Annotated in this window: 24 protein-coding genes; 21 read left to right on the forward strand and 3 right to left on the reverse strand. The window is 38.0% G+C overall.

Translation table 11 applies throughout. From position 1 onward, the window contains the following. Positions 1-16: 16 nt before the first annotated feature. Positions 17-1,303, reverse strand: coding sequence for a replication-associated recombination protein A (locus tag H280_RS0109280; protein WP_020060842.1), 1,287 nt, complete (start codon positions 1,301-1,303; stop codon positions 17-19). A 468-nt stretch (positions 1,304-1,771) separates the two neighbouring features. On the opposite strand from H280_RS0109280, the gene cymR reads away from it, so the two are divergent. The 7 genes from cymR to H280_RS0109315 all read left to right on the forward strand — a co-directional run bounded on the left by cymR (position 1,772) and on the right by H280_RS0109315 (position 8,065). Beyond that, positions 1,772-2,188 carry a cysteine metabolism transcriptional regulator CymR gene (cymR, locus tag H280_RS0109285; protein ID WP_020060843.1) on the forward strand — a complete coding sequence of 139 codons (417 nt, stop codon included), beginning with the start codon at positions 1,772-1,774 and terminating at the stop codon, positions 2,186-2,188. Positions 2,189-2,223: 35 nt separating this feature from the next. After that, positions 2,224-3,369, forward strand: a complete 1,146-nt coding sequence (locus tag H280_RS0109290) for a cysteine desulfurase family protein (RefSeq protein WP_020060844.1) — start codon at positions 2,224-2,226, stop codon at positions 3,367-3,369. Between the two features lie 16 nt (positions 3,370-3,385). Further along, the gene (gene mnmA, locus H280_RS0109295; RefSeq protein ID WP_020060845.1) at positions 3,386-4,501 is read left to right on the forward strand and encodes a tRNA 2-thiouridine(34) synthase MnmA; all 1,116 of its coding nucleotides are present in this window, start codon (positions 3,386-3,388) and stop codon (positions 4,499-4,501) included. Between the two features lie 115 nt (positions 4,502-4,616). After that, entirely contained in the window at positions 4,617-5,273 is a 657-nt protein-coding gene (locus H280_RS0109300) for a tetratricopeptide repeat protein (protein ID WP_020060846.1), read from the forward strand. Positions 5,274-5,291: 18 nt separating this feature from the next. Then, positions 5,292-7,622 (forward strand): SF1B family DNA helicase RecD2, encoded by a 2,331-nt coding sequence (recD2, locus tag H280_RS0109305; protein ID WP_020060847.1) that lies wholly within the window; start codon positions 5,292-5,294, stop codon positions 7,620-7,622. A gap of 108 nt (positions 7,623-7,730) precedes the next feature. After that, positions 7,731-7,919, forward strand: coding sequence for a hypothetical protein (locus tag H280_RS0109310; RefSeq protein ID WP_020060848.1), 189 nt, complete (start codon positions 7,731-7,733; stop codon positions 7,917-7,919). Positions 7,920-7,936: 17 nt separating this feature from the next. Next, positions 7,937-8,065 (forward strand): YrzQ family protein, encoded by a 129-nt coding sequence (locus tag H280_RS0109315; protein WP_020060849.1) that lies wholly within the window; start codon positions 7,937-7,939, stop codon positions 8,063-8,065. A 303-nt stretch (positions 8,066-8,368) separates the two neighbouring features. Here the strand turns inward: H280_RS0109315 and H280_RS0109320 are convergent, their stop codons facing one another. Continuing rightward, a complete protein-coding gene (locus H280_RS0109320) occupies positions 8,369-8,584 on the reverse strand; it encodes a hypothetical protein (protein ID WP_020060850.1) in 216 nt (71 codons plus the stop codon). 191 nt (positions 8,585-8,775) lie between these two features. Here H280_RS0109320 and H280_RS0109325 point away from each other — a divergent pair, with 191 nt between their 5' ends. The 13 genes from H280_RS0109325 to H280_RS0109385 all read left to right on the forward strand — a co-directional run bounded on the left by H280_RS0109325 (position 8,776) and on the right by H280_RS0109385 (position 22,746). Beyond that, a complete protein-coding gene (locus tag H280_RS0109325; RefSeq protein ID WP_196810711.1) occupies positions 8,776-9,852 on the forward strand; it encodes an AI-2E family transporter in 1,077 nt (358 codons plus the stop codon). Positions 9,853-10,219: 367 nt separating this feature from the next. Next, a complete protein-coding gene (gene alaS, locus H280_RS0109330) occupies positions 10,220-12,862 on the forward strand; it encodes an alanine--tRNA ligase (protein ID WP_020060852.1) in 2,643 nt (880 codons plus the stop codon). A gap of 73 nt (positions 12,863-12,935) precedes the next feature. Beyond that, positions 12,936-13,202, forward strand: a complete 267-nt coding sequence (locus H280_RS0109335) for an IreB family regulatory phosphoprotein (protein WP_020060853.1) — start codon at positions 12,936-12,938, stop codon at positions 13,200-13,202. 3 nt (positions 13,203-13,205) lie between these two features. Next, positions 13,206-13,619: a Holliday junction resolvase RuvX gene (ruvX, locus tag H280_RS0109340; RefSeq protein ID WP_020060854.1), complete on the forward strand. Its 414-nt coding sequence runs from the start codon at positions 13,206-13,208 to the stop codon at positions 13,617-13,619. 12 nt (positions 13,620-13,631) lie between these two features. Further along, positions 13,632-13,916, forward strand: coding sequence for a DUF1292 domain-containing protein (locus H280_RS0109345; protein ID WP_020060855.1), 285 nt, complete (start codon positions 13,632-13,634; stop codon positions 13,914-13,916). A gap of 454 nt (positions 13,917-14,370) precedes the next feature. Next, positions 14,371-15,441 (forward strand): endolytic transglycosylase MltG, encoded by a 1,071-nt coding sequence (gene mltG / locus H280_RS0109350; RefSeq protein ID WP_020060856.1) that lies wholly within the window; start codon positions 14,371-14,373, stop codon positions 15,439-15,441. Positions 15,442-15,638: 197 nt separating this feature from the next. After that, entirely contained in the window at positions 15,639-16,286 is a 648-nt protein-coding gene (locus tag H280_RS0109355; RefSeq protein WP_020060857.1) for an O-methyltransferase, read from the forward strand. Between the two features lie 6 nt (positions 16,287-16,292). After that, complete coding sequence (locus H280_RS0109360; RefSeq protein WP_020060858.1) at positions 16,293-17,222, forward strand: peptidase U32 family protein; 930 nt, start codon at positions 16,293-16,295, stop codon at positions 17,220-17,222. 17 nt (positions 17,223-17,239) lie between these two features. Beyond that, the gene (locus tag H280_RS0109365) at positions 17,240-18,520 is read left to right on the forward strand and encodes a peptidase U32 family protein (RefSeq protein WP_020060859.1); all 1,281 of its coding nucleotides are present in this window, start codon (positions 17,240-17,242) and stop codon (positions 18,518-18,520) included. Positions 18,521-18,537: 17 nt separating this feature from the next. After that, positions 18,538-19,176, forward strand: a complete 639-nt coding sequence (gene udk / locus H280_RS0109370; protein WP_020060860.1) for a uridine kinase — start codon at positions 18,538-18,540, stop codon at positions 19,174-19,176. A gap of 281 nt (positions 19,177-19,457) precedes the next feature. Beyond that, positions 19,458-19,934, forward strand: a complete 477-nt coding sequence (greA, locus tag H280_RS0109375; RefSeq protein WP_020060861.1) for a transcription elongation factor GreA — start codon at positions 19,458-19,460, stop codon at positions 19,932-19,934. A 310-nt stretch (positions 19,935-20,244) separates the two neighbouring features. Further along, a complete protein-coding gene (locus tag H280_RS0109380) occupies positions 20,245-21,999 on the forward strand; it encodes a peptidoglycan D,D-transpeptidase FtsI family protein (RefSeq protein ID WP_020060862.1) in 1,755 nt (584 codons plus the stop codon). Positions 22,000-22,101: 102 nt separating this feature from the next. Continuing rightward, complete coding sequence (locus tag H280_RS0109385; RefSeq protein WP_020060863.1) at positions 22,102-22,746, forward strand: YrrS family protein; 645 nt, start codon at positions 22,102-22,104, stop codon at positions 22,744-22,746. Positions 22,747-22,778: 32 nt separating this feature from the next. On the opposite strand, the gene H280_RS0109390 is transcribed toward H280_RS0109385, so the two are convergent. Next, entirely contained in the window at positions 22,779-22,994 is a 216-nt protein-coding gene (locus H280_RS0109390) for a YrzA family protein (protein WP_020060864.1), read from the reverse strand. A 136-nt stretch (positions 22,995-23,130) separates the two neighbouring features. On the opposite strand from H280_RS0109390, the gene H280_RS0109395 reads away from it, so the two are divergent. Next, the gene (locus H280_RS0109395; protein WP_020060865.1) at positions 23,131-23,769 is read left to right on the forward strand and encodes a class I SAM-dependent DNA methyltransferase; all 639 of its coding nucleotides are present in this window, start codon (positions 23,131-23,133) and stop codon (positions 23,767-23,769) included. Positions 23,770-23,781: the final 12 nt, after the last annotated feature.

Here is a 23,781-nt window from a genome sequence, read left to right on the forward strand (position 1 = left end):
GTCGTTTTCGCTTATGTTACCCTTTTGATTCACTTTTATACGAATGTTGTAATCTTTCATAAACAGTAGCGAGTGCTTGCTCAAATTTACCAGTCGTTTTTGGTTTATAGTATTGCTTGTTTTTAATTTTGTCCGGTAAGTATTGTTGCTGAACCCATCCATTAGGATAATCGTGCGGATAGAGGTAGCCAATCCCTCTGCCGAGTGACTCTGCGCCTTTATAGTGGCTATCTTTTAAATGAGCTGGAACATCACCTGTTTGTCCGTTTCGTAAGTCCTGAAGCGCTGCATCGAGCGCTTTATATGCTGAATTTGATTTTGGTGATAAGCATAGCTCGATGACCGCATTTGCCAGTGGAATGCGAGCTTCTGGAAAGCCGACGCGTTCTGCGGATTCGATGGCCGCAAGTGTACGGGGCCCAGCCTGAGGGTTCGCAAGTCCAACATCTTCGTATGCCATAATTAGTAAGCGTCTGCCAATGCTTTGTATGTCACCAGCTTCAATAAGGCGGGCTAAATAATGAAGGGCGGCATTTACATCACTTCCGCGCACTGATTTTTGGAAAGCTGATAAGACATCGTAATGAGCGTCGCCGCCTTTGTCGTGTACAAAACTTTTCTTCTGTAAACATTCTTCAGCGATTTCAAGTGAAATTTCTACTGCTTCTTCATTTGTTGTAAAGCTAGATAAGACTGCGAGCTCAAGTGCATTATAAGCCGAGCGCATATCACCGCCATTTGCGTTTGCAAAGTGACCCAGAGCTTCATCGGTTACGATTACGTTGTATTCTCCTAGTCCTTTTTCCTGATCTGTTAAAGCGCGTTTTAATCCTTGTAAAAGGTTTTCTTCTGTTAAAGCGTGTAGTTCGAAAATTTGACAACGGCTTCGAATAGCAGAATTAATTGCGTGAAATGGATTGCTTGTCGTTGCCCCAATTAATGTAATGAGCCCGCTCTCTAAGTGAGGGAGAAGGAAATCTTGTTTTCCTTTATCTAATCGATGCACTTCATCTAAAATTAAGATAAGATGGCGATGCATTTTTGCCTCTTGGACAACAACTTCCATATCTTTTTTATTATGAGTAACAGCATTTAATAGACGAAAAGGCATACCGATGCTGCCGGCAATGGCGCTTGCAATTGATGTTTTTCCTGTTCCGGGAGGACCGTACAAAATCATTGATTGTAGATGCTTTGCTTGTATCATCCGCCATAAAATTTTGCCTTCGCCCACTAAATGTTCTTGTCCGATAACTTCTGTAATATTGGTCGGACGCATTCGATGTGCGAGTGGTTGTTTCATATGTTCTCTCTCCTTCGGTGGCCGTTCTTGTTCATGTTATAAACTCTGAGTTATTCAATATATAAATCCAATTTATTTTTTACATATAGATTGCTACTATGAAAAAAGGAACCTGCAATTGTTTGCTCTTTTGGTTTTTCAACATATAAGTTGCTGTTATATAAAATAAAAAGTGATATGCACTTGTTTCCTCTCTTTGTTTTAACCCTTGCACGTGGCAGAAAAAGCCCATAACCGCTACTATGCATGGCCAGATGTTCTCGCCCACTTAAAAAGAGGGATGTTTTATGTCCGTTTTCGATGTGTATTTATATATATTATCATTTCTGTTAGAAAAGTTGAAATTCCTTATCATACTATATTATGCTATAATTTCAAAGGATTTTGATTTCAAAGAGTGTCTTTCCTATAAAATAAACGAATAACGAAGAAGTAGAAGCAAAAGACTTGAAAAGAGGTGCTACATATATGAAAATCTCAACAAAAGGCCGTTACGGTTTAACAATTATGATTGATCTTGCGAAGAAGTTTGGGGAAGGCCCAATTTCATTAAAATCGATTGCGCAGGCGCACGATTTATCAGAGCATTATTTAGAGCAATTAATTTCCCCGCTTCGTAATGCTCGTCTTGTGAAAAGTACACGCGGTGCATATGGTGGTTATGTATTATCAGATCAACCGATTAACATTACAGCAGGTGATGTAATCCGCGTATTAGAAGGGCCGATTAGCGTAGTAGAAATGTTGGATGAAGAAGAACCAGCACAGCGTCAGCTTTGGATCCGTGTTCGTGATGCAGTGCAAGAGGTTCTTGATAGTACAACGTTAGAAGATTTAGTACGCTATGAAGAAGAAAACAACGGCGGTTATATGTTTTATATTTAATTCCGTGTGTAACGATTTGGAAAGAAGGAGATATTATGGAACGCATTTACTTAGATCATGCTGCGACATCTCCGGCTCACCCAGAAGTAGTCGAAAAGATGATTCCATATATGACAGAAGTATTTGGTAATCCGTCAAGCATCCATTTCTTTGGGCGCCAAGGCCGTCATGTGGTGGATGAAGCGAGACGTGCGTGCGCACGCAGCATTCATGCAAATCCAAATGAAATTATTTTTACAAGCGGCGGTACAGAGGCTGATAATTTAGCCCTTCTTGGCGTAGCTCGTGCGAATCGTAAGAAAGGAAATCATATTATTACGACAACAATTGAGCATCATGCGATTTTGCATACGTGTAATGTGTTAGAACGAGAAGGGTTTGAAGTGACGTATTTACCTGTTGATGAAACAGGGCGTATTCGCATTTCAGATTTGAAAGCAGCTTTAACAGAGCAAACGATTCTTGTCTCTATTATGTTTGGGAATAATGAAGTTGGTACAGTGCAGCCGATAGCAGAAATCGGTGCTCTATTAAAAGAACATAGCGCTTATTTTCATACAGACGCAGTACAAGCATACGGCTTAACAACAATTGATGTGAAAGAGCTTGGTATTGATCTCTTGTCAATTTCTGGGCATAAAATTAATGGTCCAAAGGGTGTGGGCTTTTTATATGCAGGGCAGCATGTAAAGTTTGGACCGCTGTTAACAGGCGGAGAGCAAGAACGAAAACGCCGTGCTGGTACAGAGAATGTGCCGGGGATTGTTGGGATTTGGCAAGCTATTTTGTTAGCAGAACAAAATCGTGAGCAAAAAATTGCCCGGTACAATGGATTTAAAGATATAATGATATCTGTCTTTAAAGACGAAGGCATTACTTTCGAGGTAAACGGAAACTTCGAGCATAGCTTACCACATGTGTTAAATGTAAGTTTTATAGGAATGCATATTGAGTCATTTTTAATGAATTTAGATTTAGCGGGAGTTGCGGTTTCAAGTGGATCTGCTTGTACAGCCGGTTCGATTGATCCATCACATGTGCTTGTAGCGATGTTCGGAAAAGAATCCGATAAAATACGTTCATCCGTACGTTTTAGCTTTGGGCTTGGCAATACGAAAGAACAAGTAGAAAAAGCAGCGTACGAAACAGTGAAGATCGTGAAGCGATTAACACAAAATTAATATAGGAGGTGAGAGGATGAACAAACTACCTCACGAAACACGTGTTGTCATCGGAATGTCCGGTGGCGTTGATTCATCTGTAGCAGCAATGTTATTAAAGAAACAAGGCTATGATGTAATCGGAATTTTTATGAAAAACTGGGATGATACGGACGAAAACGGTGTATGTACAGCAACAGAAGACTATAACGATGTCATTGAAGTATGTAACCAAATTGGAATCCCGTATTATGCAGTCAATTTTGAAAAACAATATTGGGATAAAGTATTTACCTATTTCTTAGACGAGTACCGCGCTGGTCGTACACCAAACCCAGATGTAATGTGTAATAAAGAAATTAAATTTAAAGCGTTTTTAGAACATGCGATGGCGCTTGGCGCGGATTATGTGGCGACAGGACACTATGCACGTGTAGCGTATATAGACGGGGAATATAAAATGCTGCGCGGCGTTGATGATAATAAAGACCAAACATATTTCTTGAATCAACTTGGACAAGACCAATTATCAAAAACACTGTTCCCACTTGGTGAGTTAAAGAAGCCGCAAATTCGTGAAATGGCGAAAGAAGCTGGTTTAGCAACAGCGGCGAAAAAAGATAGCACAGGTATTTGTTTTATTGGCGAACGTAACTTTAAAGACTTTTTGAGCAACTACTTGCCGGCACAGCCAGGTAAGATGCAAACATTATCTGGTGAAGCGAAAGGGAAACATGACGGGTTAATGTATTATACAATTGGACAACGTCATGGCCTTGGCATTGGCGGTAATGGAGATCCATGGTTCGCTGTTGGAAAGAACTTGAAAGAAAACATTTTATATGTAGAACAAGGATTCCATAATGAACTGTTATATGGCGATGAAGTATTTGCGACAAATGTAAGTTGGGTTAGCGATAAGCCGAAAGAAAAAGAATTTGCATGTACAGCGAAATTCCGCTATCGTCAAGCGGATAACGGTGTAAAGGTTCAAATCGTTGACGAGAATACAATTCGTATTCTTTGTGACGAACCAATTCGTGCAATAACGCCAGGACAAGCGGTTGTTTTCTATGATGGAGATGAGTGCTTAGGCGGTGCGACAATTGATGACGTATACCGTAATGGTAAGAAACTTGATTATTTAGGATAAGAAAGAAGAACCTCTGCCTTGTATTGGTCAGAGGTTTCTTTTTAGATAAAAACGCATTTTCGTTCGCTCGAAAAATAGATTCTTTGTTATAATTTGTTGTAGAGGTGAAGAAGACATGTCAAATAAGCTGGAAACAGGCATTCAATATATGCAAGAAGGAAACTGGGAAGAAGCCGCAAAGAATTTTACTGAGGCGATTGAGGAAAATCCAAAAGGTGCACTTGGTTATATTAACTTTGCAAATTTACTAGATGTTTTAGGGGATAGTGAACGTGCAATTGCCTTTTATAAACGTGCGATTGCATTAGATGAGCAATCTGCAACGGCATACTATGGATTAGGAAATATATATTATCAGCAAGAACTTTTTGCAGAGGCGAAAGAAGCGTTTGAGAAGGCAATGCAAGTGGGACTGCAGACAGGAGATGTGTCGTTTATGCTTGGCATTACATATGTGCAGCTTGGAAATGACCGTTTAGCACTGCCGTTTTTACAACGTGCCACTGAATTAGATGAAAATGACGTTGAAGCCATTTTCCAATGCGGATTATGTTTTGCTCGTCTAGAACATGTAAAAGAGGCGAAACCTTATTTTGAAAAAGTTGTAGCACTTGATGAAGAACATGCAGATGCATATTACAATTTAGGAGTTGCATATGCGTTTGAAGAAAATCGTGAGAAGGCGCTTGCGATGTTTAAGAAGGCTGTAGCGATTCAGTCAGATCATTTTTTAGCTGGTAATGGTATTCGTTTATTAGAACAAGACGCATAAAATGGAAGGAGGGGTAAAATGGGAAATCAACATGCAATGGATTTGTTTGAGGAAGAGCAAAAGTTTATAAAAGCACAAGTTCTTCATACCATTTTCCACAACGAAGAAAACCTCTATTCCGTTGTCAGTATGAAAATTATTGAAACGAATGAAACACATGACGAAAAAAAGGTCATGATAACAGGTCACTTTCCCCGTATGCATGAAGATGAAGTGTTTACACTAACGGGCCATTTTAAGGATCATCCAAAGTACGGGAAACAATATCATATTGAAACGTTTAAAAAAGAATTGCCGCAAACAAAAACCGGAATGGTGCAATATTTAGCGAGCGATTTATTCAAAGGAATTGGGAAACGAACAGCGGAAAAGATTGTTGATCATCTTGGTGAACATGCGATTTCGAAAATCATGGATGATCCCGCAGCTTTAGATGGAATTGTAAATAAGCAAAAAGCACAGGAAATATACGAGACGATTATTGAACATCAAGGCCTTGAAAAAGTGATGAGCTTTCTAAATGGTTATGGGTTTGGAACGAAGCTCTCTATTAAAATTTATCAACAATATAAAGAAATGACACTTGAAGTTATCCGCAAAAATCCGTATCAACTGATTGAAGAGGTAGAGGGTATTGGATTTGGCCGAGCGGATGATATTGGCCGAGCACTTGGCATCTCTGGTAATCATGCTGATCGAGTACGAGCAGGTTGCTTTTATACATTAGAGCACGTTTCGCTGCAAGAAGGTCATGTGTATATGAAAAGAGAGCAGTTAGTGCAACAAACGATGGAGTTGTTGAATAACCAATTTGCGTCTGTTACAGAAGAAGATGTTTTGCAATGTGCGGAAATGATGCAAGGAGAAGGCAAAATTATTATAGAAGATGAGCGTGTATATTTAGCCTCCTTGTATTATTCGGAAAAAGGTGTTGTCACCTCTATCAATCGTTTACTTGGTCAAGAAGAACTTCCTTCCTTTCCTGAATCGGAATTGTTGTTAACACTTGGAAAAATTGAAGAGCAGTTCGGCGTGCAATACGCACCGCTTCAGCAAGAAGGTATTCAAACGGCTCTTCACAAGCCAATGATGATTTTAACAGGTGGACCTGGTACAGGAAAGACGACGGTTATTAAAGGGATTGTTGAAATGTATGCTTCTCTTCACGGTTTATCATTAGACCCGAAGGATTATAGTGATGACAATCCGTTCCCTATTCTTTTAACAGCTCCGACAGGAAGAGCTGCAAAGCGTATGAGTGAGTCAACAGGATTGCCTGCTTGTACGATCCATCGTCTGCTTGGATGGACACCAGAAGGATCGTTTCAACGTAATGAGCACGATCCTGTTAAAGGGAAATTACTTATTATTGACGAATTTTCTATGGTTGATATTTGGCTTGCGAATCAATTGTTCAAGTCGTTGCCAACTACGATTCAGGTCATCATCGTTGGAGATGAAGATCAATTGCCATCTGTTGGTCCTGGACAAGTGTTGAAAGATTTATTAGAATCGGGCGTTATGCCGACGGTAAAGCTTACGGAAATTTATAGACAAGCAGAAGGTTCATCTGTCATTCAGCTTGCTCATGCGATTAAAAAAGGTGCATTACCTTCTGATGTAACACAAAATAAGAAAGATCGTTCGTTTATTGCTTGCACAGGTACGCAAATTGTTGATGTTGTGAAAAAAGTATGTGAAAACGCAAAAACAAAAGGGTTTAGTGCGCGTGACGTACAAGTGCTAGCTCCGATGTACAAAGGGCCAGCAGGTATTAATACATTAAATGAAGCGCTGCAAGAAGTGTTTAATCCGAAAAAAGAAAAAAGAAAAGAAATCGCATATGGCGAAGTTGTATACAGGACTGGAGATAAGGTGCTTCAACTTGTCAATCAACCGGAAAGTCAAGTGTTTAACGGTGATATTGGTGAGATTGTGTCGGTGTTTTATGCGAAAGAAAATGTGGAACAACAAGATATGGTTGTTGTTTCTTTTGACGGTATCGAAGTGACCTATACAAAGGCAGATTTAAATCAAATTACACATGCATATTGTTGTTCAATCCATAAATCGCAAGGAAGCGAATTTCCAATTGTAATTATGCCTGTTGTGAAAAGTTATTATCGTATGCTGCGCCGCAATTTAATTTACACAGGGATTACACGCAGTAAAAAGTTTTTAATTATTTGCGGTGAAGAATCAGCGTTTCAATCTGGTGTAAATCGCCTTGATGATGCACTCCGTCAAACTACATTATGCAATCGCCTGCAAGGAAAGACCGAAGAGACTGAGGTGATAAGTGAGGAAGGCCCCGATGTGGAAAACATTTCACCGTATGATTTTATGTAGCGAGGTGAAATTATATAGTGTAATGCAGTTCTTCTCATGTATAAACATATACAGTTTGGACATAATGGCGTAATAGAATACGGGAGATTGTAAGGAGATGAACGCCATATGTTCAGTTGTCCAAACTGTAAAGGAAAAGATATCGGGAAAATCGGTGTGAATCAATATTATTGCTGGAACTGCTTTATTGAATTATCGATTTCAAAGGGGAAAATTCATACACATCAAGTCGAAGAAGACGGTTCATTAAGTTCTTTAGATGATTTATTTGATGAGAATGAACGGACAATCGGCTAATAAGGAGAGTGTTAACTTTGAAATTGCGCTCATCATTAATCGTATTAGGTGTAGGAGCAGCGGCATATCAATATGCACGTAAGCAAGATGTATTTTCAAGAAGAAATATGAAAAGAGCACGAAAAATGCTGAAGTCTTACTTATAAATTACATTATGTATGTGAAAAAGGCTCCCTAATTTTGGGGAGCTTTTATTATATATATAAATACAAGTTGACTTTTTAACATCTAAGTCGCTGCTATGCAGAACAAAACATGGCCGCTACTTGCTGTTTATCTTTGTTTTAAACTTTGCACGTGGCAGGAAAAGGCCCTGACCGCCTTATACACGGCCAGTTACTCTCGCCCACCGAAAAAGAAAAGGGTTTTTATGTTAGTTTCTTAATTTGCATTTATATATCTAGCGATTCATCCTCCGCCTCAAGTGTGAAACTGTAGGTGGGGGTAGTTCAATATGTACTTGTATAAAGATAAAATAGTCCAATTTGGGAGAAGAGATGAGAAAGTCCGTAGCAACCAAGTCCTAAAATACCATAGTACCAGAGATGCCTGGCGCGTTCTTGATTGGAAGCGGGAATGAAAAATCCCTTCCAAATGCCAAACCCGATGCATACCCATTCCAATAGCATACAAAGTGTGGAAAGACCTAACATTAACCAAACCATTGTATTCCCCCTAACTTTGTAGAAAAAATTGGGATATTACTGTTTATTTATGTGTAATACTTTATGAAAATGTATTTGTTATGTTAAGTATTTTTCTACAAAACAGTAAGAATACCTACAAAAATATCATGGCGCGGCAATGTTTTTTATTTTTTACACATAACCTTCTTTATTTCTTTTCAAACTAAGAAATAGAGGAGGTTTTTCTGTTGAAGAATCTTAAAATTATTTGGATTTATCGGTTAGGTTTATTATTGCTGATTTTTTTATGTTTACTTGTCTTTTTGAAAATTAAGCCACTGTGGGCACCGATTTTATTTGTGCTTAAGGTCGCCATTACACCATTTTTACTGGCTTGCTTTATTGCTTATTTGTTGCATCCGCTTATTGAAAAATTACATGAAAAAGGTGTGCCGCGCACACTTGCCATTTTACTCATTTACATTCTTTTCTTTGGCGGTATTGGATACGGTGTGTATAAAGGAACACCAGCCGTTGTTGCGCAGCTCCAAGAAATGAATGAACAATTCCCGCAATTTGTAAATATGTATGAAACGTGGACGGATGGAGTAAGAGAGCAAACTGAAAATTTTCCTGAGTTTGTGAATGAGAAAGTGAAGCAAATATTTGTAGGAGTTGAAGGGAAGATACAAACGCTTTTAAATAAAGTAATGAGTACAGCAAGAGGAATACTTGATTCCCTTCTTATCATTTTCTTAATTCCATTTATCGTATTTTATATATTAAAAGACTACGGAGAGTTTTATCATATTTTTTGGAAGGTTATACCATCTAAATGGCGGAAGGATGGGCAACAGTTAGCAAAAGAAATTGATAAGTCTCTTGGAAATTACATTCGCGGTCAATTATTTGTTTGTTTAATTTTAGGCGGTGTTTCTGCGTTAGCCTTTTGGTTTATCGGGATGAAATATCCATTGCTGTTAGGAATTATTGTTGGGGTTACTGATATTATCCCGTATTTCGGCCCTATTTTAGGGGCAATCCCAACATTAATGATTGCTGCAACAGTATCGATGAATTTAGTTATTAAAGCTGGTATTGCGCTTGCGATTTTACAATTTGTTGAGAGTAATATACTATCTCCATATATTGTAGGAAGGTCGTTGCGGATGCACCCAGTTGTGATTATGCTTGCGCTGCTTGTTGGCGGAGAAATTGGCGGTATTGTCGGACTTTTATTGTCCGTGCCGCTGTTAGCAGTTCTTCGTACGATTATTGTACACACTAAGCTGTATTGGAAACATTGACAAACGGAAATGGATTCGCTACAATTTTGGCATATAGTATATGATAAATTGATGATGGAACGAGTATGTTACAGTCCATTTTGCAGAGAGAGGCTTCCTTAGGCTGTAAGAAGCTTCAAATGAAGGGTAACAGAACGCTATTCCTGAGAGCAGCTAATCCCTGCCGTCTTGCCACGTTACGGCAACTTGAGGTGATGAAATATATGCATATGATTACGCTATGCAATCTAGCTGTCGTGTCTAAAAGTGAGACACTTCTGCTTTTTATTTCATAATCAGGGTGGTAACGCGAGTCAACTCTCGTCCCTGTTATAGGGGACGGGAGTTTTTTGTTTTCTAATTGATATTAATGAAGGAGGAAATACATATGAAACACTTAACAGGCGCACAAATTCGTCAAATGTTTTTAGATTTTTTCCAGGAAAAAGGACATGCGGTAGAACCAAGTGCATCATTAGTTCCGCACGAAGATCCATCTCTTTTATGGATTAACAGCGGTGTTGCAACGCTGAAAAAATATTTTGATGGCCGCGTAATTCCGCAAAACCCACGCATTACAAATGCGCAAAAATCAATTCGTACAAACGATATTGAAAATGTAGGAAAAACAGCTCGTCACCATACATTCTTTGAAATGTTAGGGAACTTCTCGATTGGTGATTACTTCAAAGAAGAAGCGATTACATGGGCTTGGGAATTTTTAACAAGTGATAAGTGGATTGGATTCGATAAAGAATTACTATCTGTTACGATTCATCCAGAAGACGAAGAAGCATTTACGATTTGGCATGAAAAAATGGGCGTGCCAAAAGAGCGCATTATTCGTTTGGAAGAAAACTTCTGGGATATCGGCGAAGGGCCAAGTGGACCAAATACAGAAATTTTCTACGACCGCGGAGAAGCTTATGGCAATGATTTTAGTGACCCAGAATTATATCCAGGCGGAGAAAACGAGCGTTATTTAGAAGTGTGGAACCTTGTATTCTCACAATTTAACCATAACCCTGATGGTACGTATACGCCGCTTCCAAAGAAAAATATTGATACAGGGATGGGTCTTGAGCGTATGGTGTCTGTTGTACAAAACGTGCCAACGAACTTTGACACTGACTTATTTATGCCAATTATTAACGCGGCAGAAGCAATTTCTGGTGAAAAATATCGTGCTGGTAATCAAGAACAAGACACAGCATTTAAAGTAGTTGCTGACCATATTCGTACAGTAACGTTTGCTGTTGGGGACGGAGCTCTTCCTTCTAACGAAGGCCGCGGTTATGTATTACGTCGTTTATTACGCCGCGCTGTGCGTTATGCGAAGAAACTAAACATTAACCGTCCATTTATGTACGAATTAGTACCAGTAGTTGGGGAAGTAATGAAAGACTTCTATCCAGAAGTTCTAGAAAAGAAAGATTTCATTGCACGTGTTGTGAAAAATGAAGAGGAGCGTTTCCATGAAACACTTCATGATGGTGAAGCAATTTTAGCTGAAGTAATCGGTAAAGCAAATTCCGCAAAATCAACAGTTATTTCTGGCGAAGACGCATTCCGTCTATATGACACATACGGATTCCCAATTGAGTTAACAGAAGAATATGCAGAAGAAGCTGGCATGACAGTTGATCATGAAGGCTTTGAAGCAGAGATGGAAAAACAACGTGAGCGTGCACGTGCAGCTCGTCAAGACGTTGATTCTATGCAAGTGCAAGGCGGCGTTCTTGGAGAAATTAAAGTAGCGAGCGAATTTGTTGGTTATGGTACGGTAGCTACAGAAAGTAACGTTGTTGCACTTGTGAAAAATGGTGAGTTTACAGATAGCTTACAAGCTGGTGAAGAAGGACAATTAATGTTAGATGTAACACCATTCTATGCTGAGAGCGGTGGTCAAATTGCTGACCGTGGTTATCTTCTTGCTGATGGCGTAAAGGTACTTGTAAAAGACGTACAAAAAGCGCCTAATGGTCAAAATTTACACAAAGTAGTTGTAGAAGAAGGAACATTAACGAAAGATGCAGCAGTAAAAACGTTAATCGATACGAAAAACCGTGCAGCAATCGTGAAAAACCATACAGCAACTCACCTTCTGCACCAAGCATTAAAAGATATCCTTGGCGGACACGTAAACCAAGCGGGATCTCTTGTAACATCAGACCGTTTACGTTTTGATTTCTCTCACTTTGGTCAAGTGCAAGCAGATGAACTTGAAAAAATTGAGCGTATTGTAAACGAGAAAATTTGGGAAAGTATCACAGTAGACATTTCTCAAAAAGCAATTGAAGAAGCAAAAGAGATGGGTGCAATGGCACTATTCGGGGAAAAATACGGGGATGTAGTACGCGTTGTACAAGTAGGCGATTATAGCTTAGAGCTTTGCGGCGGTTGTCACGTAGATAATACAGCATCTATCGGGATTTTCAAAATTGTTGCTGAATCTGGTATCGGAGCAGGAACGCGCCGTATTGAGGCAGTAACCGGGAAATCGGCATATGAACTAATGAACGAACAAGTAGGTTTATTAAAAGAAGCAGCAAATAAAATGAAAACAAACTCAAAAGACATTTTAACTAGAGTAGATGGCTTATTTGCTGAAGTAAAACAACTGCAAAAAGAAAATGAATCTCTTGCAGCAAAACTAAGCAACATTGAAGCTGGTAACTTAACAGATGCAGTGCGTACAATTGATGGTGTAAATGTACTTGCGACGAAAGTAAATGTTGCAGATATGAACAACTTACGTACGATGATGGATGATTTAAAGAATAAATTACAATCTGGGGTTATTGTGCTTACAGCAGTAAATGATGATAAAGTTAACATTCTTGCTGGTGTAACAAAAGATTTAATTGAACAAGGATACCATGCTGGTAAACTTGTGAAAGAAGTAGCTTCTCGCTGTGGCGGCGGTGGTGGTGGTCGTCCTGATATGGCACAAGCTGGTGGTAAAAACCCAGCACAAGTAGATGATGCGCTAGCATTTGTAGAAGAGTACGTTAAATCTGTTTCAAAATAATGAGATAGTAGTGTACAATAGTAGGGAGAAGGGATATCTTTCTCCCTATACCTAGTAAAGTGAGGTGCTTAAAATGGACGGATTCGATAAAACGATGAAGTTTAACTTCCAAGAAGAAAAACAGAATGTCCATGTCAATGACGTACTATTAACTGTGTATGATGCACTTCAAGAAAAAGGATATAATCCGATTAATCAAATCGTCGGTTATTTATTAAGCGGCGATCCTGCATACATACCACGTCATAAAGATGCTCGCAATGTTATTCGTAAGCTAGAACGTGATGAATTGATTGAGGAGCTTGTTAAGTCTTACTTGAAACATCATCGTGAGGAGTAGTTTATGCGTATATTAGGTTTAGATGTTGGTACAAAAACAGTCGGCGTTGCAATAAGCGATGAGATGGGCTGGACGGCGCAAGGTTTGGAAACGATTAAAATTAATGAAGAAAGAGGCGAGTTTGGTTTTAATCGTATTTCTGAATTAGTAAAACAGTACAATGTGGACAAGATAGTAGTAGGATTGCCTAAGAACATGAATGGTACAATCGGTCCGCGAGGCGAAGCTTGCCAGCAATTTGCGGAAAACTTGCATGAGCTTTTTCAATTAGAAGTTGTACTGTGGGATGAACGCTTGTCAACAATGGCAGCGGAGCGCTTGCTCATTTCGGCAGATGTAAGCCGGAAAAAACGAAAGCAAGTTATCGATAAGATGGCGGCTGTCGTAATTTTGCAAGGATATTTAGATAGTAAATAAGAGGTGACCATAATGGAAGAAAATCAAATTACAATTGTTGACGAAAAAGGTAACGAACATCTATGTGAAATTATTTTCACTTTTGATGCTGAAAAATTCGGTAAAAAATCTTACGTAGTATTCTCACCGATCGGTGAAGTTGACGAAGATGGCGATCCGATTTATGATGCAATGGCTTTCGAGCAAAACGAAGATGAGTCTGGTGGCACATTACTTCCAATCGAATCAGAAGAAGAGTGGGAAATGGTACAAGAAATGTTTAACACTCTTGCTGAAGAAGAAGGCGAACAAGCTTAATATGGGAAATGTAAAGAAACTGATTTCAATATGAAATCAGTTTCTTTACTATATATATCCAAATTAAAAAACCGACATAAAAACCTCTTTCTTTTTAGGGGAGGACAAGAGCATCTAGCCGTGCATAGAAGCGGTCAGGTCCTTTTCCTGCCTTCTAAAACAAAGGGCGCAAGCAAGTACAGGTCGTGTTGCAGCCTGCATAACAGCTAAAAGTGTAAAATGACGTGCTTAAAGATTGTTAATTATCTTTTTATCAGTAGATGTAAACTATATTTGTAGGATGAATGAAAGATTTTTTTTATCGAAAGCATGCCGTTCTTTGTAGTATAATAGTACAGATTGCAGAAAAAAGAAAAAACATGTCTAACGGTAGACATGTTTTTTAATGTTCCGTAGATTTTGTATAGGGTATACCCGTGCAGTCTATAATGGGGAGTAAGGAGGAAGTGCGGTAGTGGGTCAAAAGAAAACCAAAAAACTAAGACAAGTGATTACTGTTATTTTCGTTGCATTGCTTGTTGTATGCGGCGGTACGTATGCGTATGTTACATCAGCTTTACAACCACTAAATCCAGCAAGTAAACAAGAAATTGAAGTGGAAATTCCAAAAGGTTCTTCTACAAGTAAGATCGGAGAGGTTTTGGAGGATAAAGGAATTGTGAAAAACGGGACTATATTTAGTTTTTATGCAAAAATGAAATCCAAAAATTTACAAGCTGGCGTATATTTGTTAAACCCATCAATGAATACAGAGGAAATAATGGGGCAAATGTCATCAGGTAATGTGCATCGTCCAGTTGCTTATAAAGTGACAGTTAAAGAAGGTGCACAAGTTGTTGAAATTGCAGATACAATTGCAAAGGAATTGAAGTGGAATAAAGAAGATGTTGTTCGCCAATTAAACGATAAAGCATTTGTACAAAAATTACAGAAGAAATATCCGGTTTTATTAACAGATAAAATTTTTGATGCAAATATTAAATATTCATTGGAAGGATATTTATATCCAGCAACGTATCCTTTTTATAAAAAGGGCGTAACGTTAGAAGAAATTATTATTCCAATGTTAGAGAAAACAAACAAGCTTATTGTTGAAAATGAACAGAAAATGAAAGCGAAAAATTGGGATGTTCATCAATTATTAACTTTATCTTCGCTTATTGAAGAAGAAGCAACAGGTTATACAGATCGCCAAAAAATTGCAAGTGTGTTCTATAATCGTTTAGCGAAAGGAATGCCTTTGCAAACAGATCCAACGGTGTTATATGCATTAGGTAAGCATAAAGAGCGTGTATTATATGATGATTTAAAAGTAAACTCTCCGTATAATACATACGTTATAAAAGGGTTACCAGTTGGACCAATTTCGAATTCTAGTGTAAAATCATTACAGGCAGCACTTGAACCTGAAAAAACAGATTATTATTATTTCTTGGCGGCACCAGACGGTCAAGTGTACTACGCGAAGACATTAGAAGAACATAACGCGTTAAAACAAAAATATATTACACAAAAGCAATCGTAAATTTTTTGAGGGAAGCGAGAAAAATTCGCATATCCCTCTTTTTTATGATAAAATATACCGGGTTAAAAACTGGTAGAAGAATCGTTTTTAATATAGAAACGGGACGTACAAGCTAAGGAGAGAGCGGGCTTGTATTTTTCTTTCCACATAGAGACAATATTCTTTTTTACTTCTCCATGCGATAAGGAGGACTATCTATGGAGCAACAAGATGTAGTTTGTGAATATTTGCTGTCTTTTATCGATCCAAAAGATGAGCTTATTCTTGAAATGGAACAGTATGCACGTGAGCAACATGTACCAATTATGGATCGCCTTGGTATGGAATTTATGTTGCAATTTTTGCGTTTAATTGGGCCAAAGAGCATATTAGAACTTGGTACAGCAATTGGATATTCTAGCATTCGCATGATGCAAGCTATTCCAAATTCAAGCATTGTGACAGTAGAGCGAAACGCAGATCGATATGAAAAAGCACTTGAATATATAAATCGTTCCCTAGTAAAAGAGCGCATTTCTGTTATTTTTGGAGATGCTTTAGAAACAGGGGAACAAGTAAAAGAACATGGCACATTTGATGTTATTTTTATTGATGCAGCAAAAGGGCAATATCGTCGCTTTTTTGACATATATGAGCCGTTATTAAATCCTGGCGGTGTCATTATTTCAGATAATGTACTATATCACGGTCTTGTGACGACAAAGGAACACATTGAAAATAGACGTACACGCGGTTTAATTAGACGAATCAAAACGTATAACGAGTGGCTCATGAATCATGAAGGATATGATACAACCATTTTCCCAATTGGTGACGGGGTAGCAGTGAGTAAAAAGAAAGGGTGACAGGCAATGAAAAAACCTGAGTTGTTAGTAACGCCAAAAACAGTGGCGGATATCGAACCACTTGCGAAGGCAGGCGCGGATGCAGTGATGATTGGTGAACAAAAGTTTGGCTTACGTTTAGCTGGTGAATTTTCTCGCGAGGATGTAAAAGAAGCGGTAGCAATTGCACATGAAAATAATATGAAAGTATATGTCGCAATGAATGCGATGTTCCACAATGAGAAAGTAGAAGCTTTACAAGATTACGTTTCATTTTTACAAGAAGTAAACGTAGATGCAGTTGTATTTGGAGATCCAGCTGTATTAATGACGGTGCGTGAAGTTGCCCCAAATATGAAAATGCACTGGAATACAGAAACAACAGCAACGAACTGGTTTACATGTAATTACTGGGGACGTAAAGGTGCAAAACGTGCTGTGTTAGCTCGTGAATTAAGCTTAGATGCAATTGTTGAGCTAAAAGAACATGCAGAAGTAGAAATAGAAGTACAAATTCACGGTATGACATGTATGTTTCAGTCGAAGCGTTCTTTAGTAGGAAACTACTTCGAATATCAAGGTCGTGAAATGGAAATCGAGAAGAAGAAATACGAAGAGAACATGTTCTTGCATGATGCAGAGCGTAACAATAAGTATCCAATTTATGAAGATGAAAACGGTACGCACATTATGAGTCCAAATGACATTTGCTTCATCGACGAGCTAGAAGAGTTAATTGATGCAGAAATTGATAGTTTAAAAATTGAGGGTGTATTAAAAAGCTCTGAGTATATCATTGAAGTGACAAAGAAATATCGTAAGGCGATTGATTTATGTGTAGAAAATCGTGACGCATATTACGATGTGAAAGACGACTTATATAAAGAGATTGAAGAATTACAACCAGTAAATCGTCCGTTAGATACAGGGTTCTTCTTTAAAGAAACGGTTTATTAAAATAGGAGGTAACGTACATGAGTTTTCAAGAAATTTCACGCGTCATTAACGGAAAGCGTGTTATTGTAAAAAAACCTGAGTTATTAATGCCCGCAGGAAACCTAGAAAAATTAAAAATAGCTATTCATTACGGCGCAGATGCTGTATTTTTAGGAGGACAAGAATTTGGTCTTCGTTCGAATGCAGGGAACTTCACGTTAGAAGACATGGCTGAAGGCGTTGAATTTGCAAAGAAGTACGGTGCAAAAATATATGTTACAACAAATATCTTTGCTCATAATGAAAATATGGATGGGCTAGAAGAATATTTAAGAGGGATTGAAAAAGCAGGTGTAACAGGTATAATCGTTGCAGACCCTCTTATCATCGAAACATGTAAACGCGTAGCTCCTTCTGTGGAAATTCATTTAAGTACACAGCAATCATTATCAAACTGGAAAGCGTCCCAGTATTGGAAAGAAGAAGGATTGCACCGCCTTGTACTTGCTCGTGAAGTAAGCTATGAGGAAATGAAAGAAATTAAAGAAAAAGTGGATATTGAAATTGAAGCATTTATTCATGGTGCAATGTGCATTGCTTACTCTGGAAGATGTACATTAAGTAATCATATGACAGCGCGTGACTCAAACCGTGGTGGTTGCTGCCAGTCTTGTCGCTGGGATTATGATTTAATTCAAACAGTATCGCAACATAAAGAGGCACAAGAACTTCCTCTATTCCAGGAAGAGGATGCTCCGTTTGCAATGAGTCCAAAAGACTTAAATCTTATTTTATCAATTCCGAAGATGATTGAAATTGGAATTGACAGCTTGAAAGTTGAAGGCCGCATGAAATCTATTCACTATATTGCAACTGTAGCAACTGTATACCGCAAAGTAATTGATACGTATTGCGGGGACCCAGACAACTTCGAGTTTAAACAAGAATGGTTAGAAGAGCTTGATAAATGTGCAAATCGTGATACAGCGCCTGCATTCTTTGAAGGAGTTCCAGGGCACTTAGAGCAAATGTATGGAAATCATAGTAAGAAAACAACGTATGATTTTGCTGGTTTAGTGTTAGATTATAATGAAGAAACTGGCATTGCGACAGTAGAGCAGCGTAACTACTTCAAGCCAGGTCAGGAAGTTGAGTTCTTTGGGCCAGAAATTGAAAACTTTACACAAACGGTGGAAAAAATTTGGGATGAGGATGGAAACGAATTAGATGCAGCGAGACATCCGCTGCAAATCGTGAAATTCAAAGTGGATCGACCAGTGTATGTGAACAACATGATGCGAAAAAGCATACTTCAATAAGAAAGAGTGGTAGTTGAATGGGGACGAACAAGCCTGTTGTAATTGGAATTGCTGGTGGTTCAGGATCAGGTAAAACAAGTGTAACAAAAGCAATTTTTGATCAATTTCAAGGTCATTCCATTTTAATTTTGGAGCAAGATTATTATTACAAAGATCAAAGCCATTTGCCGATGGAAGAGCGTTTAAAAACAAACTATGATCATCCATTAGCATTTGATAATGACTTACTAATTGAGCACTTACATCAGTTGCTTTCCTATAAGCAGATTGAGAAACCTGTATATGATTATACATTGCATACACGCTCAGAAGAAATTATTCCAGTAGAACCGAAAGATGTAATTATTTTAGAAGGGATTCTAATCTTAGAAGACCCACGTCTTTGCGATATAATGGACATTAAAGTATTTGTTGATACAGATGCTGACCTTCGCATCTTACGTCGTATGCAGCGCGACATTAAAGAACGTGGTCGTACGATGGACTCAGTTATTGAACAATATGTAAATGTTGTGCGTCCAATGCACAATCAATTTATTGAGCCTTCTAAGAAATTTGCGGATATTATTATCCCAGAAGGTGGACAAAATCATGTTGCAATTGATATTATGGTCACAAAAATTGCAACAATTCTTGAAGAAAAAGTGAATTTGTAATAGCATAGTAAAAGATATTCGATAGGAAGGGATTTTCTCCCTTTTTATCGAATACAATGAAACATGCAAACCTCACCCACATCTAGGTGAGGGCATATTTATATTAGCTTTCCATACATATCTTTTTGATATAAGGAAGAAGTAAGTACATACGGGGTTGTATGTGACAACTCCGCTAGTGCTGCCTGTACTAGAAACCTCTGCTATTTTATAAGGCGGGGGAGTTTTCATATGTAACTCCTCTTTTTTTGGGGGATCGGTATATAAAAGGAGTGGAAAACATGGCAACAGAAAAAACATACCCTATGACACTTGAGGGAAAACAAAAATTAGAACATGAGCTTGAACAATTAAAAACAGTAAGACGTAAAGAAGTTGTAGAACGTATTAAAATTGCGCGCAGTTTTGGTGATCTTTCTGAGAACTCTGAGTACGATGCAGCAAAAGATGAGCAAGCATTTGTAGAAGGGCGTATTACACAACTTGAAAACATGATTCGCAATGCAGTTATTATTGAAGATAATGGTGAAGAATCTACAGTTGTAACGTTAGGTAAAACTGTAATATTTAAAGAATTACCGGACGGAGAAGAAGAAGCATATACAATCGTTGGTAGTGCAGAAGCAGATCCATTTGAAGGTAGAATTTCTAACGATTCTCCAATCGCAAAAAGCTTACTAGGAAAGCAAATTGGCGAAAAAGTTGCAATTCAAACACCAGGTGGAGAAATGCAAGTAGAGATCGTTTCTGTAAAATAATAAAAAGGTTCACTCCTCGGAGTGAACTTTTTTTATGTTTATATATAAATCTAAATTAAAAACCTGACATAAAGTCCTTTTCTTTTTAGATGGACGAGAGCGTCTGGCCATGCATAGAAACGGTCAGTGCCTATTTCTACCACATGCGCAGCGAAAAACAGAGATAGCAAGCGAGTGCAGCTTCCTTTTTTCTGCATAGCAGCAATCTATATACTGGGAAATTAAAATGGATTTATATAGCTTGTAAAAGAAATTGCTTAAGTATAAAAAGAATACCACCTCGTCAACACTGAAAGATGAGGTGTTTGTAATGAATATGCAGCAACGAATAATCATCATTTTAATAGCCTTTATGTGTATTATATGTATTTTACTTGGTCGTTTACTACAGATTCAGCTTGTGGAAACGGAGTCGTTTACTGATAAACATATTAATTTAATTGAAAAAAGTGTTGCGCAGCGTACACAAGCAATGATTGTAGATGATGGGCGCGGCCGTTTTACAGATCGAAATGGAGAAGAGTTAATAGATGACAATCAGCCAATGTTGATTTTATTTCCATTTCTACAAAGTACGACTTGGCCGATGCAAAAGATTGCTCACATTATTGGGGCGCAAGAGAAAGATATAGAGAAGCAAATACGAAGAGCAAAACAGCCTGTTGTATTTCAACGAGATGAAGAGCCGTTGAAATTAACAAATAAACAAATGAAGCAAGTTAATGATTTAAAGATTCCGGGCGTTATAGCCGTGCATGTAAGAAATAAACAAGCTAACATGATAGCAGAGCATTTCATTGGAATTACTGGAGAAAATGAGGAGCAGTTTGTAAAAAGATACGGAGATAAAGAAAAGCAGAAAACACCAGTTGGTATTTCAGGATTACAACGATCGTTTGATGAATTTTTATTGTCAGACGGGGAAGCGAAAATACTCTATCATGTTGACGGACAAGGAGAACCGATTTTCGGCAGAAATGTTAAGTATACATATCCTGCTAATCCTTTTTATCCTCTGAGAATAGAGACGACATTGGATAAAAGTTTACAAATGAAAGCAGAAGACTTGATCGATGAGTACAAACTTGTAAAAGGTGGTCTCATATTACTCGACATTCAAACGAATGAAATTTTAGCAATGGTGAGTAAGCCATCATTACATACGAATAATAAGGAAGCATATAAGCGGGGGGCAAGTAATCAAATGCTGATTCCTCACTTTCCTGGATCTGTTTTTAAAACAGTTATTGCAGCAGCTGCTATTGAAGAAGGAATACTTATAGCAAGGCGAAGATTTGATTGCAATATGGATCTTTATGGAGAAGAGAAAGCCGACCGGATGATGGGAACGCTATCGTTTACAGAAAGCTTTTCTCGTAGTTGTAATCGTACGTTTGCAGATCTTGGACGAGAATTGTTGCAAAAAGATAAAATGATGATTGAGAAGTATGTCGAAGCATTAGGGGCGTCTAAAAGTGTTGGATGGGAAGGAACTGTTTTTCATACGACTGCATTTCGGCAGTTTACAGAGGAAAAAGAGGGAACGATTTGGCGAGATGAAAGAGATAAAAACGTTCGCAAAGCAATTGCACAAACGGCAATCGGTCAAAAGGACGTTCGCGTATCACCGCTAGCTGTTGCGAATATGATGGCAACCATTGCAAGGGGCGGTGAAAAGAAAGAGGTTAAAGCTGTTAGAGACATTACATATAAAAATGGTACGAAAGTATTTCATTTTGAAGATCATGTATTACAAGGAAAAACACTGAAAAGAAATACGATTAAGAAAGTGCAGAAATTGTTAAGAAGTGTTGTAACGGCATCGTATGGTACAGGATCTGCGTATCAATCATTACCATTTACAATAGCGGGAAAATCAGGGACTGCACAAACAGGGAAAGAAAATTATGAAAATCGTTGGTTTGCTGGTTACTTTCCATATGAAAATCCTCGGTATGTGTTAGTTGTCGTTGATTTAGAAACGAATAGGAAAGACAATGTCGTAACACAAGTTTTTGCTGATTATGTGAAGGAAATTCATAAGGCGGAACAATTGCGAAAATGATAAGAATATTTTCATTTTGTGAAAAAGTGATCCTACTCCTTCAACCTTTGGGCATTTGATGTTACAATAACAAGTATGAAAATTGTCATGGAGGTTTGAATAATGGCAGGAGGAACTAGATTTCACCAAAAACAACAAAGGCGTCGCCAAAATGGTATATTGAATATCGCAATTGGTATCGTGTTATTAGCGGTAGTAATTGTAGCATATCAATTATTCTTTACTTCTGATAATACAGAGCAGGATGCTTCTAGCGGTAAAAAAGTAACGCAGCAAACTGAAAAAGAAAAAGAAGCCGCAAAAAAGAAAGAAAAAGAAGAAGCTGCTAAGAAGAAAGAAGAAGCAAAAGCAGCGGAACAAAAGAAAAAAGAAGAAGAAGCTAAGAAGAAAGCGGAAGAAGAAGCGAAAGCAAAAGAGAACGAAAAAGTATCCGCGGAGAAAACAATTCCACAAGCGAAAGAAGCATATACAAAACCAGCTTGGAAACCAGTTGGTACTGAGCAAGGGCAATCACCTGCAATGACATTCCAAAAAGGAAGCGTGGACTGGAATGAGATGAATAAAGCGATTGCTTATGCAATTGATATCCCAGTGGAACAGGTGGTAATTCAACGTATTGGAAATAACGGAAAACAGAAAGCATACGGCAGAGTAGTAGATAAACAAACAGGAAACAAATATAATGTAAATATTGATTGGGTAGAGAATGAGGGCTGGAAACCAACGCTTGTTCAAACCCTGAATTAAAAAGGAGAGAGGTGATAAAGCCTCTCTCCTTTTTAGCGCAATTTTTTCAATTTAAAGTGAACAACAGCGCTATAATATGGTCGTTTGCTTTCGGGATCCATCATCATTTGATGCGAAACGTGATGTACTTCTAACATCAGTGCCTTATTATTATCGATTTGTTCATTAATTTTCTTTTCTAGCAATGCTAAGCTAGCTGCCTCAAAAAACTCAACCTTATCTTCTATCATTTCAAATGTAAACGACATGAAGAGCACCTCTTTCTGCATGTTCATAGTTTAGTTTATCAAAGAAAACTAAGAAATACCATGTGCATTTTTGTTGACTTTTTGATGAATAAGGCATATTATACTGATAAATCCGATAAGAAAAAGGGGAATTTCTATGGGGACAGAATTTAATGAACTATTTGATCAATGGGCTCATACGTACGATTCGTTCGTACAGGGTGAAGATATACAATATAAAGAAGTTTTCGCCCATTATGAGGAGATTTTAGAGGATGTAGTAAATAAATCTTTTGGCAATGTTTTAGAATTTGGTGTTGGTACCGGCAACTTAACAAATAGATTATTAGCTGCTGGTCGCACTGTTTACGGGATAGAGCCATCGAAAGAAATGCGTACGATTGCTAAGCAAAAGCTTCCAAAAGAAGTAGCAATTACAGAAGGAGATTTTTTAAATTTCGTCACTCCTTCGCATGTGGATACAATTGTCAGCACATATGCGTTTCACCACTTACTTGATGAGGAAAAAAATGTAGCAATTGCGAAGTATGGTCAATTGGTAAACAAAGGTGGTAAAATAGTGTTTGCTGACACAATATTTGTAGATCAGGAAGCATATGATAAAACTATTGAATATGCACAGCAGCGAGGGTTTTATGAGTTAGCAAATGATTTACAAACGGAATATTATACGCGTATTCCAGTCATGCAATCTATTTTTGAAAACAATGGCTTTCATGTCTCATTTACTCGCATGAATCATTATGTTTGGGTAATGGAGGCAACGAAGCAATAGAAAGAGGGATTC

The sequence above is a fragment of the Bacillus sp. 123MFChir2 genome (genome assembly GCF_000383235.1).
Lineage (GTDB): Bacteria > Bacillota > Bacilli > Bacillales > Bacillaceae_G > Bacillus_A.

Coding starts and splice junctions, on each gene's coding strand:
- H280_RS0109280 (WP_020060842.1), bottom strand. CDS start 1,303: ATGAAACAACCACTCGCACATCGAATGCGTCCGACCAATATTACAGAA.
- cymR (WP_020060843.1), top strand. CDS start 1,772: ATGAAAATCTCAACAAAAGGCCGTTACGGTTTAACAATTATGATTGAT.
- H280_RS0109290 (WP_020060844.1), top strand. CDS start 2,224: ATGGAACGCATTTACTTAGATCATGCTGCGACATCTCCGGCTCACCCA.
- mnmA (WP_020060845.1), top strand. CDS start 3,386: ATGAACAAACTACCTCACGAAACACGTGTTGTCATCGGAATGTCCGGT.
- H280_RS0109300 (WP_020060846.1), top strand. CDS start 4,617: ATGTCAAATAAGCTGGAAACAGGCATTCAATATATGCAAGAAGGAAAC.
- recD2 (WP_020060847.1), top strand. CDS start 5,292: ATGGGAAATCAACATGCAATGGATTTGTTTGAGGAAGAGCAAAAGTTT.
- H280_RS0109310 (WP_020060848.1), top strand. CDS start 7,731: ATGTTCAGTTGTCCAAACTGTAAAGGAAAAGATATCGGGAAAATCGGT.
- H280_RS0109320 (WP_020060850.1), bottom strand. CDS start 8,584: ATGGTTTGGTTAATGTTAGGTCTTTCCACACTTTGTATGCTATTGGAA.
- alaS (WP_020060852.1), top strand. CDS start 10,220: ATGAAACACTTAACAGGCGCACAAATTCGTCAAATGTTTTTAGATTTT.
- H280_RS0109335 (WP_020060853.1), top strand. CDS start 12,936: ATGGACGGATTCGATAAAACGATGAAGTTTAACTTCCAAGAAGAAAAA.
- ruvX (WP_020060854.1), top strand. CDS start 13,206: ATGCGTATATTAGGTTTAGATGTTGGTACAAAAACAGTCGGCGTTGCA.
- H280_RS0109345 (WP_020060855.1), top strand. CDS start 13,632: ATGGAAGAAAATCAAATTACAATTGTTGACGAAAAAGGTAACGAACAT.
- H280_RS0109355 (WP_020060857.1), top strand. CDS start 15,639: ATGGAGCAACAAGATGTAGTTTGTGAATATTTGCTGTCTTTTATCGAT.
- H280_RS0109360 (WP_020060858.1), top strand. CDS start 16,293: ATGAAAAAACCTGAGTTGTTAGTAACGCCAAAAACAGTGGCGGATATC.
- H280_RS0109365 (WP_020060859.1), top strand. CDS start 17,240: ATGAGTTTTCAAGAAATTTCACGCGTCATTAACGGAAAGCGTGTTATT.
- udk (WP_020060860.1), top strand. CDS start 18,538: ATGGGGACGAACAAGCCTGTTGTAATTGGAATTGCTGGTGGTTCAGGA.
- greA (WP_020060861.1), top strand. CDS start 19,458: ATGGCAACAGAAAAAACATACCCTATGACACTTGAGGGAAAACAAAAA.
- H280_RS0109380 (WP_020060862.1), top strand. CDS start 20,245: ATGAATATGCAGCAACGAATAATCATCATTTTAATAGCCTTTATGTGT.
- H280_RS0109385 (WP_020060863.1), top strand. CDS start 22,102: ATGGCAGGAGGAACTAGATTTCACCAAAAACAACAAAGGCGTCGCCAA.
- H280_RS0109390 (WP_020060864.1), bottom strand. CDS start 22,994: ATGTCGTTTACATTTGAAATGATAGAAGATAAGGTTGAGTTTTTTGAG.
- H280_RS0109395 (WP_020060865.1), top strand. CDS start 23,131: ATGGGGACAGAATTTAATGAACTATTTGATCAATGGGCTCATACGTAC.